The organism is Tepidisphaeraceae bacterium, from assembly GCA_035998445.1.
Taxonomy (GTDB): Bacteria; Planctomycetota; Phycisphaerae; order Tepidisphaerales; family Tepidisphaeraceae; genus DASYHQ01.
In genome coordinates this window covers 56,564-70,199 of sequence record DASYHQ010000017.1, presented here as the reverse complement: position 1 = coordinate 70,199, position 13,636 = coordinate 56,564, and the positions used below count along the sequence as shown (strand labels likewise).

Below are 13,636 nucleotides of genomic sequence, written 5' to 3'. Positions count from 1 at the left end.
TTCCTTTTCCTTTTGGACTACTTGTTCCTAACCATTCCATCGGACAAGGGACTCCCCTTGTTTAGCGCCAAGCGATCAATCTGAACGAAGTTTTAAGGAAATGCTGACTCCATCGCTGTCGTTGATGAACACGGCGCGCTTGCCGTCCAGCCCTTGCAGCCGATAACCGCGAAACGACTGGCCGACCCGGACGCGATGCCCATCGACCAACACGATTCCCTGATCTGCCCCGAGGCGCACGATCGCCGTCAGCTGCCACCGATACGGCGAATCGACATGATCGGCAGCCGCAGGATCGACGGGCGCCTGCTGCTGTATCGCGGGCAGGTGAAACGGGTCGAGGTCGGCGTCTCGAACGGTGTTAGCAAACGCTTCCTCAAGCCGGTCGCGCAGCGTTGCGCCGGGCGAACCTGCTGGCGGACGCGACGGCAGCACGAGGGCGGTCGCCGTTGCATCGTTCGCTGGATCCGACGACGCGTCCGCCTCGGCGGGCGACGAAAGCAGGTCGACGGCGAGCCATACGGCCCCGACGGTCAAGATCGACGCGTACGCCCCGGTCTTTGCGTTCAGCTTCATGGTGCCACCCCCGCGAGCGGCGCCGCCGATGGGGTTGCCGTGCCCCCGACGCGCGGCTGCCCGTGCCAGAGCAGTCGGGCCTGAAGGTTCATTGGGCGCAGGGCCGCGCCGGTCTGCGACAGCACGAGCGACTCGATCACCACGTCCGGGTGAACGCGCCGCAGTTCCGCGGCGAACGCGCGCAGGTCGGCGTAGGTGGCCGAAGCCGTCAACGTCAGCGGTTGCACCGTGTGGTCGCCGCTGCGCACGGATTGCTCGGGACGCATGGCTGTGACGAGCAGCTTGTAGTGCTCGGCCATCTGCACGATATGCGTGACCTTCTCGTTCAACTGCGCCGGCGCTGCCAGCAGCCGCCGCTCGGCCGCCACCTTGGCGGTGGCCTGCGCGAGGCGTTCGCGCGCCTGTTGAAGCTGCCGTGCGGCGTCGCGCAGCGCATCCATCCGATCGGCGACCTCCGCGGCCTGGGCCGATGCCTCCGTGCCGCGCGTTATGGCGGGCCGGACGACGAACGCGCAAACCGCAGCCGTGGCGATCAGGCAAACCGCCACGCCGGCCGCAATCATCGGCCCGCGCGCCGCTAGCATCTGCATCATCGAGATCACAGCCCGCCCCCTTCCAGTGTGCAGCGGATATCGAACGAGACCGACTCCTCGGCCCCCACGAGTTGCAGATCGGTTCGTTGAAGTTGCACCGACTTGAAGAGGTTCACCCGTTCCAGTCGCAATGCCAGGGCGGACGCGCTGGCGTACGACCGCGTGAACCCGCGCAGGCTGACGATCAGTTCCCGGCCCTTGCCTTCGCCGGCCGGTTCGACGCGGAGGTCCCGCAGCGTGCCGTCCACGCACACCTGTTGCGCGACGATCGGCAGCAGCAGGCTGATGTCCGGCTGCGCGGTCACGCGCCGCACCGCGGCCAGCTCGCGCTCCATCGCGGTCAGTTGCAGTCGCACGTTGTGTAGCGATGCTGTCGTTCGGTCGAGGTCGGCCTGCACGGTGATCGCCTGAACCGCCGATGCAGTCGACGTCGTGCCGATCAACGAAATGCCCACTGCGGCCGCGGCGAGCAGTGCGAGGTAGACCGAGCCGATCGTGACGATCGGCCGCACGATCCTCCTCGACCGGCGGGCCGCGCGGTCGGCGGGGGGCAGGAAGTTGTGTTGGCCAGCGGAGGTCATGCCGCCTCCGGGTGCTGGGCCGCGCCGAGGGCCAGCGTGTACGCGGCCGAGAAGGGCGCATCGATGGTGATCGGCGCCGCATCGGCCAGCGCTTCACCGGTCACCGCAACCACGGGTCGATCGAACGCAGCACCCAGCCGCTCGGCCAGTTGCGGCAGCGCCGCGCCGGCACCCATCAGGATCAGCTTCGCCGTCGGGCTATCGGGATACTGTTGGGCCGCATACTCGAACGACGCCGTCACCTCGGCCTCGATCGAGGCCACGTACGCGCTCAGCGACTGTTCCAGTTCCGGCGCCGCGGTGGGCTCGACCGTGTATCGCTTCAGCAGCTCGGCGGCCACGAACGGGTCGCCAGTCACGTCTTCGGCAATCGAGCGCAGCAGCTGGTCGATCCCGGCCTCGGGCACTTCGCGGATCGAGGCGATGGTCTCGCCAATCGTCAGCAAAATTCGCGCCGCACTGGCGCCCATGTCCAGGATTGCCGTCATCGCGGGCGCGACACCCAGCAAGGGCTGGCAGGCGCGCGCGGCAGCGAAGATCCAGCCGTCGACGGCGGCGACATCGAAGCCCGCCGCGGTCAGGGGGCCGACGACCGATCGGGTGGCCGCGTGAGGCACCACGGCCGACAACGCCGGCGCCGCCCGGTTCGACCGCGCCGGCACCGGCAGCCGCCAATGCATCTGCTCGAACGCATCCGGCGTCTGCTTGTGAATGCGCGCCGCTTCCATCCGCGCGATCTGCGCAATCGGGGCTGCGCCGTTCTCCGGTGGCAGTTCCAGCACCGCGCACATCAGTGCCCGCGCCGGCGCCACCACCGCGACCGGCCCAGGCTTGAAGTCCCGACGGCGCAGCAGGTCGGCCAGACGCTGCGCTTCCACCGTATCGAACGTGCCCGGCGTGCGCAACGTTAGGGTGGCGGCGTGGGTCAGAACGATGCGAGCACCATCGCGACGCATCGCCGCCGCCTTTATCGAGTGATGGCCGATGTCGATCCCGATGCGCGTCGTCGATAACGGCTTGAAGATCCTCATGGTTCCCCCCCGGCCGAAGCGGCGATGTCGAACAGGGGGAGGAACATGCTCAGCACGACGATGCCGACGAACAGGCCGACCACGATCAGGATCACCGGCTCGATCATCGCGGTGGCCGACTTCAGGATCGCGCTGTTCTCCTCATCCAGATAGTCGGCCACCATTGTCAGCAGCTCGCCGAGCTTGCCGGCCTGCTCGCCGCTGTTGATCGCCTCGCAGACGGACGGTGCGAATAGGCCCGACGCGCCCAGCGCGAGGCCGAGCGAGCCGCCACGCGTGATCGATTCTTCGGCCGCGGTGATGGCGCTGGCGAAGTGGCGGTTGCCGGCGACGTCGCGCGTGAGCTGCAGCGACTCGTTCAACGGCACGCGGCTCGTCAGCAGCATGCCCAGCACGCGGGCGATGCGCGCGACGCAGAACGCCCGCACCGTCGGCCCGATGATCGGTGCGCGCACCACGAACGTGTGCAACATGCGCCGGCCGGGGGCGCTCTCCAGCCACTTCCAGCTGGCGACCACGAAGCCGCCGAGCGATAGCAGCACGATCCACCAGTGCGTGGTCATCCAGGCGCTGATGCTCAGCAGCACCTTCGTGGGCAGCGGCATCTCGGCGCCCATCGTGTCGAACATGCCCTCGAATCGCGGCAGCACGAAGCCGATCATCAGCACGACCACGCCGAGCGAGACCGCCAGCAACAGCGACGGGTAGACCATCGCGCTGCGGACCGCTGCGCGCGTCTGACACTGTTGGCGCACCATGTTGGCCAGGCGATCGAGGATGAGGTGGAAGTTGCCGCCACTCTCACCGGCGGCGATCAGGCCGCGGCAGACGGGGTCGAAGTAGTTGGGGTGGCTCTGCATGGCCATCGCGAGCGGTTCGCCTTCTTCAACGCTTTCGCGCAACTGGCGGATGACCTCTTGGAACGTGGCGTCCGGCGCCTGGCGCTCCAGCGCGCCCAGCGTCTGCACGAGCGGCGTGCCCGATGCGAGCAGGACCGACATCTGCCTGAGGAACGCCGCCACGCGCGTCAGCCGGCGGCCGGCGGTGAAGCGGTCGGTCCAGCGGCCGGTGCCGGCCTCGGGGGGGGCATCGGACGCTTCGCTGATCTCGACGACGAACAAACCGCGGCGGCGCAGCTCCTCGGTGGCGTCGGCGGCGCTGGCGGCATTGCGCAGCACGTCGCTGACCTGCCGGCCGTTCATGTCGATGGCTTTGTACTGAAATGCCATATCGTTCCCAATGAGTCACCACGACCTACGCGGCCGCGGGCACCTCGTCGCTCGTGTCCGCGTCGTCGCAATGCGTGACGCGCAGCACCTCGTCCAGGCTGCTGGTGCCCTCGAGCGCGATCGCGACGCCCTCGTCGCGCAACGTGCGGCCGCCCAGCTTGCGAAACTGTTCGCGAATGTCGTGCGATGCCGCGGCGCGGTGCACCATGCGGCGCAGCTCTGGCGTCACCTCCATCACCTCGTAAATGCCGCAGCGGCCACGGAAGCCGCTGTCGTGGCACTGCGGGCAACCGCTGCCCTTGCGGAACGGGCGGCCCACCTGATCCATCAGCTCGGCGTCGCGCAGTTCCTGCTCGCTGGGGTAGTACTTCGTTGCGCAGGCGGGGCAGACGTTGCGTGCCAGTCGCTGCGCCACCACGCCGTTGATCGCGCTGCTGAGCAGGTAGGGTTCGATGCCCATGTCGAGCAGGCGCGCCACGGCGCCGGGCGCGTCGTTCGTGTGCAGCGTCGCCAGCACCAGGTGACCGGTGAGCGCCGCCTGCACCGCCACGCGGGCGGTGTCCTGGTCGCGGATCTCGCCGACCATGATGACGTCGGGGTCCTGCCGCAGGATGCTGCGCAGCGCGCGGGCGAAGGTGAGGCCGACCGCCTCGTTCACGTGCGTCTGGTTGACGAGGTCCAGCTGGTACTCCACCGGGTCCTCGATCGTGATGATGTTGACCTCGGGGCTGCGCAGCAGGTCGAGCGCCGAGTAGAGCGTGGTCGTCTTGCCGCTGCCGGTGGGGCCCGTCACCAGCACCAGGCCGTGCGGCTGGTCGAGCATGCGGCGGAACGAGGTGAGCGCTTCGGGGCGAAAGCCGAGGTCGCTCAGCTTCACGCGCAAGTTCGACTTGTCCAGGATGCGCAGCACGAGCTTCTCGCCGAGCAGCGTCGGCATGCTGCTGACGCGCAGATCGATCTCGCGCCCCTCGGCGACGATGTGGACTCGACCCTCCTGCGGCAGGCGCTTCTCGGCGATGTCCATCTTCGCGATCACCTTTACGCGCGACACCACGGCCGAGTGCATGCCGGCGGGGGGCTTCATCAGGTCGCGCAGCACGCCGTCGATGCGGTAGCGGATGCGCGTGCCCTTCTTGTCCGGTTCGATGTGGATGTCGCTCGCCTTGTCGCGCACGGCCGTCAGCAGGGCGATGTTCACCAGGTTCACCACCGGCGAGCCGGCGACCATGCGATCGAGGTCGGTCGCGGGGCCGTCGTCCACGCTTTCGCGTTCGACCACGGCGACGTCGGACTCGGTGAGGCCCGACAGGAACGCGCTGACCGACGTCTCGCCGGCGGCGTACTTGCGGATGAACTCGAAGAGGTTCGGCTCCAGCGCCAGCACGGGCCGGATCCTGCACTGCGTGAGCTGCCGCAGGCGGTCTAGCTTCGGCAGCGATTGCGGCTCGGTCATCGCGACCGTGAGCGTCGAGTGAACCTTGAACATGGGCACGGCCAGCAACCGCTCGGCCTCCTCGGCGCCCAGCAGGTCGAAGACGGCGGGGTCCATCAGGCCGTGCCGCAGCTGCACGCCGGGCACGCCGAGGCTGCGCGCCAGCAGCTGCACGAGCGCACCGGGGGTGATCGCGCCCTGGTCCACCAGCATCTGCCCGAGCTTCTGGCCGCTGGCCTTCTGCTCGGCCAGCGTGCGCGCAAGCTGCTCTTCGGTCAGCACGCCTTCGCGTACCAGCAGTTCACCGATGCGAGGTTTCTTCGGCTGCGGGATCATGACGCGTTTCGGTCTACGACAGGAAGCTGCGTACGGCGGCGTTCGTGTCGTCGTAATGTTCGAACTGGTCGGCCAGGCCGGTGACCTCCATCACCTCGCGCACGGTCTTCGTCGCGCCGCTGAGGCGCAGGGCCTGGCCGAGGCGCGACAGGGCCTGCGTGGTGTCGACCAACGCTTCCAATCCCTGGCTGTCGATGAACGGCACGCCGTTCATGTCGATCACGAAGCGGCCCAGGTGACGGTCGACCGCATCCAGCATGCGCTGGCGGAACGGCGCGACGTCGGGCGCGCACAGCGCGCCGTTGGGCTTGAAGACGCGGATCGCGCCGCTCTGGATCTCGGCGATGGTCAGCATGGCTGGTGCACCTCGATGCCGAGCGGCAGCGTCATGGTGAACGTGGAGCCCTTGTTGAGCTGCGAATCGACGGTGATGTCGCCCCCGTGCAGCCGGACCACGTCGCGCGCCAGCGCCAACCCGAGCCCGGTCCCGGTGACCTCGCGCACGCGCGGGTCGTCGGCGCGGAAGAAGCGACTGAAGAGCCTGGGCAGCGCGTCGGGCGAGATGCCGAAGCCGGTGTCCTTCACGGCGATGCTGAGCAGCTGTTCGGTCGATTCGACGCTCACGTCGACCCGGCCACCGGCGGGCGTGTACTTGATCGCGTTGCCGACGAGGTTCTGGATCGCGATCTCGATCTTGTCGCGGTCGCCGCGCGCCACGGGGAACTTCGGCGGCAGGTGGAAGGTTAACTTGATGCGCTTGTCGACGGCCTGCGCCTCGAAGTCGCGATGGATCTTGTCGAACAGCGCGTCGAGGCGCACGTCGCGCATCTCCACCTTGAACGATCCGGCCTGGATCTCGGAGACCGACAGCATGTCGCCGACGATGCGCTCGAGGCGGCGGCTTTCCTCGTTGATGACGTTCAGGCTGGCCGAGCGGGTGACGGCGTCGTCGCCGGCGTCGATCGCGGCCTCGACGTACAGGCAGATGTTGGTCAGCGGGGTGCGCAGCTCGTGCGTGGCCTGGGCGATGAACGTGTCGCGCGCCTGCTCGGCGGTGCGAGCCTGCGTGACGTCCTCCACGGTGACCACGGCGCCGCCACCGTCGTCGCGGCGCAGCGGGCGCACGTTCACGCGGAACCAGCTCGTGTTGCCGTCCTCGGCACGCTCGAACTCCAGCTTCGACCGCTTCCGGCCACCGGCGACCGCCTCATGGACGGCCGTGGCGACGCTGGCGTCGGCGATCAGGTCGGCGAACGGCTTGCCGACGAGGTCACCGTCGCCGAGGCGCAGCATCATGACGGCGGCGCCGTTGCTGAAGCGCACGTTCTGCTGCGCGTCCACCACGACCAGCCCGTTCGGCAGCGCGTCGCAGGCGGCGAACAACTGCCCACTGGACCGGCCACCCAGCGCCGCCGCCGCCGTCCCGGTTCGCGTAACGAGCGCGGCGCGGCCCTCGTCCTCGCGCGTTTGCAGCAACGTGTTCCAGGCGCGAACCTCGGAGCCGATGGATTCGGAGATCTGCAGGATCGCCAGGTCGGTCTCGCCGCGGTCCAGGGCGATCAGGGCTTGGTGGATCTCTTCTGCGCCGCGCATCCGCTTGCTGGAACGGCGGGCGACGAACGTGATGCCCGCCAGCAGCACGACGGTGCCCAACGCGAACGTCGCGTGCAGTGGAAGCAGGTTGGCCTGCTGCCGCGCGGGATCGGCGATCAACTCCAGCCGCAACCAGCCACGGCCGGGCAGTTCGAAGGGGACGACGGTTTGACCGGGTACGGGTGCATTCGTGAAGTCGAGGCCGGCCTCAAGCCACTCGGGCGGCAGGGAACGAACGCTGATCAACGCTGGCGTGTGGTCGGCGACCACCTCGCCGGTCGGTAGGACGAGTCGACTGCCCAGCAGGCCCAGGTCCGCCACCGCATCGCTGACGAGCCGGCGGGCAGCGGTGAGGTCGTTGCGCTGCAGGTGATCGCGCACGGTGTTGACCCGCAGGCTGGCGTGCGCGTTAAGGGCCTCGGCCGACGCCTGTGCCACCGACTGGCGAACCGTCCAAACGCATGCCGTCCAGAGGCCGGCCATGATCAGCATGACGTAGGCGGCCGTAACGAGACGCCCGGCGGTGTGGCCGAGCGTGCGCCGCGGCACCTTCGGGTTATCGGTCGTCACCACTTCCGAGGCGTTGGATGGCGCGGCGGTGGCGAGACGGTCTGATTTTCTACGAAGTTGGTCAGACACATCCTGTGCATCGGACGATCGGGTTGTACGGTTTATCCCGGACTGGCTCTATATTCCTGATAAGCAACGGCTAGCCAACCGGACTCCGTGGGAAATTAAGGACTGTTGCCCGACTGTCGAAGCTGTGAGTCGGGCCGTGTGGCGTGCAATTGTTTCGTTTATCCTTGGCCATCCATCTGGCGCCGCGCCCGACACGCGGCATGTTCAGCCCGGAGCGACTTGCGAAGCGTAACTCCCCGTAGCGTCATCGTTGGCCTGATCGGCGTGACCGCGCTCTGCGCGATCACGCCGTTCAATAATTACGTCGCCAACAACACCGACATGATCGGCAACGCGCTGCCGACCAGCGTGGTGTTCGTGCTGCTCATCGTCTCGGCGGCCAACGGGCTGCTGTCGCGCTATGCGCCACGGCTGTCGCTGAGCGCCGCGGAACTGGGGCTGGCGCTGGGCATGGTCCTGATCGGCTGCGGTGTGGCCGCGGTGGGGTTGATGCGCTACCTGCCGGGCCACCTCGTGCAGTACTGGGCGCTGCAGGCGAGCTACCCCGGCTTCGCCGAGGCGGTACAGACGATGGACCTGCCGCAGTGGCTCTGGCCGCGCGTGAACACGACCAGCGTTGCCAGCGCCAGCGCCGACCCCGTGGTGCGCGACTTCGTCGGGCGCATCCCCTCGGGCAGCACGTCGCTGATCGACCAGTTGCGCGACGTGCCATGGGGGGCCTGGGCGATGCCGGCGCTGGCGTGGGGCACGTTCTTCTCGCTGCTGTTCGGCAGCGTGATCTTCTTAACGCTGATCTTCCGCCGGCAGTGGGTGGACAACGAGCGCCTGCCGTTCCCGCTGGCGACCGTCTTCATGTCGCTGATCGAGCCACCGGCGCCGGGGCGGGCGTTTAACCGGCTGTTGTCGTCGCGCGCGTTCTGGATCACGTTCGGGTTGGTCTTCGTCGTCCACCTGATCAACGGCCTTGCCCGGTACGACCCCACGCACTTCCCGGCCATCCCGCTGCGATTTGATCTGACGACGACGCTCAGCGAACTGCCGTGGTCGCTGACCGAGCGGCTGTTCAAGACGCAGACGATTTTCCTGACCGTCGTCGGCATCGTCTACTTTGCCGATACGCGGGTGGCGCTGAGCATCTGGGTGATGTTCGTGCTGCTGCAGATCTTCCGGATGGCCGCCGGCACCGGTGGGATCGAGGTGACGCACGGCATGCAGCGCGACCAGATCGTTGGCGCCACGCTGGCGTTCGGCGTGACGATCCTGTGGATCGCCCGCCGGCATTTGCGCGAGGTAACCGCCCAGATGCTGCGCGGTCGAGCGGGCAACGAATCGCGCGGCCGCTACCTGCCGCACGCTGTGTCGGGGTGGGGGCTGGTGGTCTGCGTGATCGGGCTGGTGACGTGGCTGGCGCTGGTCGGCGTGTCGCTGGTGGGGGCGATCGCGATCGTGGCGATGCTGATGCTGGTCTACCTTGTGCTGGCCAAGGTGGTGGCGGAGACGGGGCTGCTGTACGTGTTGATCCCGTTCGAACTGCGCCGGCCGTGGGCGATGTTGGCGCAGGACATGCCTGCGCCGCTGACCGGCCGCACGACGCTGCCGACGTATTTCTTCTCGACGTTGTTCACCGGCATGCTGACGGCCGACGTGCGCCAGGCGATGCCGGTGTTCGCGCCGCAGGCGATCCGCCTCGCCGACCTCACGGACCCACAGGAACGGCCAGGCCCGCGCTGGCCGGTGGCGGTTTGCCTACTGCTGACGATCGTGGTGGCGTTCTTGGTGTCGGGCGCGGGCATGTTGTGGGCCGACTACACGTACGCCGCCACGCTCGATCGCACGCAGGAGGCGCCGGTGTCGTCGTGGGGCGCGTCAGGCATGCCGCGGTCGGTGTCGATGGCGCCGGTGGTCGACTACGTGCCCCCGCGCGACGGGCCGCGCGAGCCGCAGAACCGCATCGGTCACGCCAGCTTTGGCGCCGCGGTGGTAGCGGGGCTCAGCGCGATGCGGCTGCGCTTCGTCGGGTGGCCGTTCCACCCGGTGGGGTTCCTGCTCGTTTACACGTGGGGCGTGCAGATGACCTGGTGCAGCATCTTCATCGGCTGGGTCGCCAAGACCACCGTGCTACGCCTGGGCGGGGCCGACCTGTTCGTGCGCGCCAAACCCGTCTTCCTGGGACTCATCGTCGGCGAAGCCTCGGCGGCGGGTTTCTGGCTGGTGGTGAGCCTGGCGCGACTGTCGATGGGGCTGCCGTACGAAACGATCCGGCTGTTGCCGACTTAAAGCTGCGCCCGCGCAACGGCACCGGGCGGCAGGGCAAGGCGAGGCCAGGTGAAACTGTTGCGCCCGCCGCGCGTGCGGGGGGATGGATCGTGGCATAGAATCGGGGGACGTACACAGGAGCACCAATCATGCGCAAGACCATCATCACCACCGCCGTCGCCGCCGCTTTGCTGGGCACGGGAATCGTCAGCACGTCGTCGCTCGTGCCGCAGGCTGGCCATGCGATGGCCGCCGAGGGGCATAAGCACGGCCAGGGCGAGAAGCACAAGCTCGGTCGGCAGCCGATCGCTGGGTATACCGTCTCGGTCATCCTCATCGGCGAAGCCGAGCCGGGCGAGCACGTCGATTTCGACATCAAGCTGATCGACGCCACGTCGGACCCCAAGGCGCTGCGCGTCTGGATCGGCACGCAGGACGGCAGCGGCTCGACCAAGGCCGCCGGCACCAAGGGCAAAACCACCTACACCGGCGAGGTCGACGTGCCCAAGCCGCTGCCGGAAGGGGCTAAGCTCTGGGTGGAACTGGAGACCGATGCCGGCGTGCAGTCGGGCTCGTTCGAGATGGACAAGCACGACCACAAGCACTGAGCGGTCGGCGAGTCACCCGTATGGCAAGCGGAATGAGGCGTCGTCGGGCGACCGGCGGCTGCCACTTATCCATGAGCCTAGCGGACAAACCCGGGCCCCCGGGACGCGTTGCCTCGCATTGTCATCCTGACCCTAGCGGTAGCGACCCGAGGGATCTGAGATAGGGGGACGTCGTAACGACCGTCGAGATCCCTCAGGTCGCTACCGCTCCCATTCGGGATGACATGGGGTGGGTGGGCGTAAAGGGTAATTTGCTAGCAGGACTGTGACCTAGCGCAACGGCTTCGAGACTCGTCATCCCTGAGGTACTCCGAAGGATCTGCCCCCGTATTCACTTCGAGAAGAAAGAGATCCTTCGGAGTACCTAAGGGAGTCTTAAAGAACAGTGCCGCGTCCGCTCCGACCGTGGCATGGGCGTCTCGCCCATGCGTGTCGTGAGGCCGGAAGACTCAATTTTGAGCCTGCGGCTTGGTCAGCGCAATCACCCGCAAATGGCATTTCGCATTCCAGTCCACACGCATGGGCTCTGGCGCCCATGCCACGTGAAAGGCGGACGCGAGCGTGTTCTTTAACACCCTCTCAGGATGACGGTTTTGCGCAAGGTACATCCGCGCCCTTGTTAGCCACCCCTACGCCTGCACTTCGTTTAGCCGATAAACCGCCCGCTTCCCCTCGCGGTCGGACGTGAAATAGACGCTGCGGCCGGCATGGTCGAAGACCGGGTGCGGGTGCTCGTCCTGCGATTTCCAGCTCGATTTGTGCCGGCAGAGCGGTTGCCAGTCGATGCGGCCACCGGCCCAGTCGACGCGCAGGATCGCGAGCCATTGCCCGCCCCAGCCGACCGGCGACTCGCCTTCCGGGCGGTAGTAGCCATCGGTGACGAGCACGCCATCGGCCCCGGTGGTGAAGTGCCCGTATTGTCGCCAGCCGTCCGGCAGGCGCACTTCCGCATGCCCCTTGCCATCAGGCCCCACACGCCCGACAAACGCCGGCCCACCGGCGACGCCACCGTGGTAAATGACACCGTCGCCACCGCGTTCCCACGTCTCGTGGCAGACCCAATCTTCACGACCGCGGCCATCATTGGCGTCGCGCAGGCGCGTGTGACGCGCACCGTCCCACAGCCACATCCGGCGCACGCCGCAGTCGGCGGGCCACTCGTGGTTGTACAAAATGCGCGACGAGTCGGTCGGGTGAAACTGCACGTGCGTCACCCACGCCGACGGCACGCGCTCGCAAGCGATTTGTTCACCGCTGTCCGTGTCGTAGATGCGGAGGTATGAGTTAAGGCCCTCCTGCTGCACGCGCTGGTCGATCGTCTTTTCCAACTTGCCCGCAGCGATGAGATCGTCGCCTAATGCGCGGGCGTCGACCGTTGGTACGCACAGCAGCCGGCCGTCGCCGGACACGTGGGTGAACGCCGTCATCTGATCGTCCGGCAACACCGCCACCTGCCGAACGTTGCCTGCGCTACCCGCACCCCCGATGCTGGCGGCCAAGATCGACCGCCCTTGGATCCAGTACACGATCCCGCGCTGCGCATCGAGGCTGACGCTGGCCTTGCCCAGCCCGCGGTAGGGCGAGCCGTCGAAATAGACGTAGCTCTTGAGCATCCCCTCGCTGTTGGTCGTCACCTGGCGTTCGTCGCCGTTGCGCAGGTCGCGCACGAAGACGTTGGGGTGGCCGGTGCGATCGCTGAGGAAGACAAGCTGCGAATCGTCGGCGGTTAAGCTTGGCGACGTGAAGTAGAGCAACTGATCGTTCCACGCTCCGCCGGACGTAACCCGTTCTGGTGTGACGATGTCGGCCATTTCGTTCTGCATGTGCACCTCTACCTAAGCCCGCGGGGCACCATCAGGATGATGAAACTGGCCCTCACGTCCGTGGCAGCCAATGATACCGTCATGCCGCAACCGTTCGCTAACAGACGCGCCGCGCCCCCGCCGATGCCGCTGCGCATAAAAAGACCCCGCCAGCAACTGGCGGGGTCCATTCGCGAATAGCATTCGATCGGCCAGCAGCTTAGCGGCGGCGGCGAAGCGCCATCAGTCCACCGACCGCGACCAAGGCGAGGGACGTCGGCTCGGGAACTGGAGTGGTGTTGCCGATGAAGACAATCTCCTGAACGCGATTGCTCAGCGTGCCTCCATTGAACTGTGCGATGAGGTACCGCTGCTGAACCGCTTGGTTTGGACCGCTGTAGACCTGTAGCCAAGACTTGGCGGCATTGCTCGACGTGAAGTTGAAAATGCCAAAGTTGGGTGCCACCACATCACCCTCGATAGGCTCAAAGGCCTTATCAATGTCGTTGCTGAAGAAATAGCTAACGTTGGCACTGCTGTTGGTACCGTCCTGTTTAAGGCCCAAGTAGACCCGTTCGATCGTGACGTCCGCATAGCTGGGGCCGAAATCAAAATATACTGCACGGCCCGCATCGGGGAAATAGCTAGGAGAGTTACCGAAACTGGCGGTCGTGGTGCCGGCCGTGGGCTCGGTGGCAGGTTGAGCGTCGAACGAGCCTGCAGGGCTCTGGAACCCCCCGTCGTTGGTTGCGGCGGCACCAATGGGCGTAATGACGGCCGCCGAGGCGTTGCTGACCAAAAGGGCGCCAGCGACGCCGAACACCGCGGTGAAAAGTGACATCTGCAAGCGAACTCCTCCTAGAACTCGTCGCCAAAAAATCGACAACGACGGGACTAACCAGTCTCGGAACGTCGCACGCCAGTGCAACGCAACAGTTGCGATTATACAACGTTGATTTC

The 13,636-nt window shown here is 66.9% G+C and carries 12 protein-coding genes; 2 read left to right on the top strand and 10 right to left on the bottom strand.

Annotated elements, in window-relative coordinates; genetic code table 11:
• Nucleotides 1–75: 75 nt before the first annotated feature.
• From VGN72_05770 to VGN72_05735, 8 genes are read right to left on the bottom strand one after another with little or no spacing between them, the layout of a single operon-like run.
• A complete protein-coding gene (locus VGN72_05770) occupies nucleotides 76–576 on the bottom strand; it encodes a hypothetical protein (protein HEV7298855.1) in 501 nt (166 codons plus the stop codon).
• Complete coding sequence (gene pilO, locus VGN72_05765) at nucleotides 573–1,169, bottom strand: type 4a pilus biogenesis protein PilO (GenBank protein ID HEV7298854.1); 597 nt, start codon at nucleotides 1,167–1,169, stop codon at nucleotides 573–575. Before pilO ends, VGN72_05770 begins: the two co-directional genes overlap by 4 nt.
• Nucleotides 1,170–1,174: 5 nt before the next feature.
• Nucleotides 1,175–1,750 carry a PilN domain-containing protein gene (locus VGN72_05760; GenBank protein HEV7298853.1) on the bottom strand — a complete coding sequence of 192 codons (576 nt, stop codon included), beginning with the start codon at nucleotides 1,748–1,750 and terminating at the stop codon, nucleotides 1,175–1,177.
• Nucleotides 1,747–2,781: a hypothetical protein gene (locus tag VGN72_05755; protein ID HEV7298852.1), complete on the bottom strand. Its 1,035-nt coding sequence runs from the start codon at nucleotides 2,779–2,781 to the stop codon at nucleotides 1,747–1,749. Before VGN72_05755 ends, VGN72_05760 begins: the two co-directional genes overlap by 4 nt.
• The gene (locus VGN72_05750; GenBank protein HEV7298851.1) at nucleotides 2,778–4,010 is read right to left on the bottom strand and encodes a type II secretion system F family protein; all 1,233 of its coding nucleotides are present in this window, start codon (nucleotides 4,008–4,010) and stop codon (nucleotides 2,778–2,780) included. Before VGN72_05750 ends, VGN72_05755 begins: the two co-directional genes overlap by 4 nt.
• Nucleotides 4,011–4,035: 25 nt before the next feature.
• Nucleotides 4,036–5,778, bottom strand: a complete 1,743-nt coding sequence (locus VGN72_05745) for an ATPase, T2SS/T4P/T4SS family (protein HEV7298850.1) — start codon at nucleotides 5,776–5,778, stop codon at nucleotides 4,036–4,038.
• A gap of 13 nt (nucleotides 5,779–5,791) precedes the next feature.
• On the bottom strand, nucleotides 5,792–6,133 hold the full coding sequence (locus tag VGN72_05740) for an STAS domain-containing protein (protein ID HEV7298849.1): 342 nt from the start codon (nucleotides 6,131–6,133) through the stop codon (nucleotides 5,792–5,794).
• A complete protein-coding gene (locus VGN72_05735) occupies nucleotides 6,127–8,010 on the bottom strand; it encodes an ATP-binding protein (GenBank protein ID HEV7298848.1) in 1,884 nt (627 codons plus the stop codon). Before VGN72_05735 ends, VGN72_05740 begins: the two co-directional genes overlap by 7 nt.
• A gap of 219 nt (nucleotides 8,011–8,229) precedes the next feature.
• Between VGN72_05735 and VGN72_05730 the strand changes: the two genes are divergently transcribed.
• Both VGN72_05730 and VGN72_05725 read left to right on the top strand, forming a co-directional pair.
• Entirely contained in the window at nucleotides 8,230–10,287 is a 2,058-nt protein-coding gene (locus tag VGN72_05730; protein ID HEV7298847.1) for a DUF6785 family protein, read from the top strand.
• Between the two features lie 128 nt (nucleotides 10,288–10,415).
• The gene (locus tag VGN72_05725; GenBank protein HEV7298846.1) at nucleotides 10,416–10,874 is read left to right on the top strand and encodes a hypothetical protein; all 459 of its coding nucleotides are present in this window, start codon (nucleotides 10,416–10,418) and stop codon (nucleotides 10,872–10,874) included.
• A gap of 629 nt (nucleotides 10,875–11,503) precedes the next feature.
• On the opposite strand, the gene VGN72_05720 is transcribed toward VGN72_05725, so the two are convergent.
• Nucleotides 11,504–12,697 carry an oligogalacturonate lyase family protein gene (locus VGN72_05720; protein ID HEV7298845.1) on the bottom strand — a complete coding sequence of 398 codons (1,194 nt, stop codon included), beginning with the start codon at nucleotides 12,695–12,697 and terminating at the stop codon, nucleotides 11,504–11,506.
• A gap of 199 nt (nucleotides 12,698–12,896) precedes the next feature.
• Nucleotides 12,897–13,517, bottom strand: a complete 621-nt coding sequence (locus VGN72_05715; protein HEV7298844.1) for a PEP-CTERM sorting domain-containing protein — start codon at nucleotides 13,515–13,517, stop codon at nucleotides 12,897–12,899.
• Nucleotides 13,518–13,636: the final 119 nt, after the last annotated feature.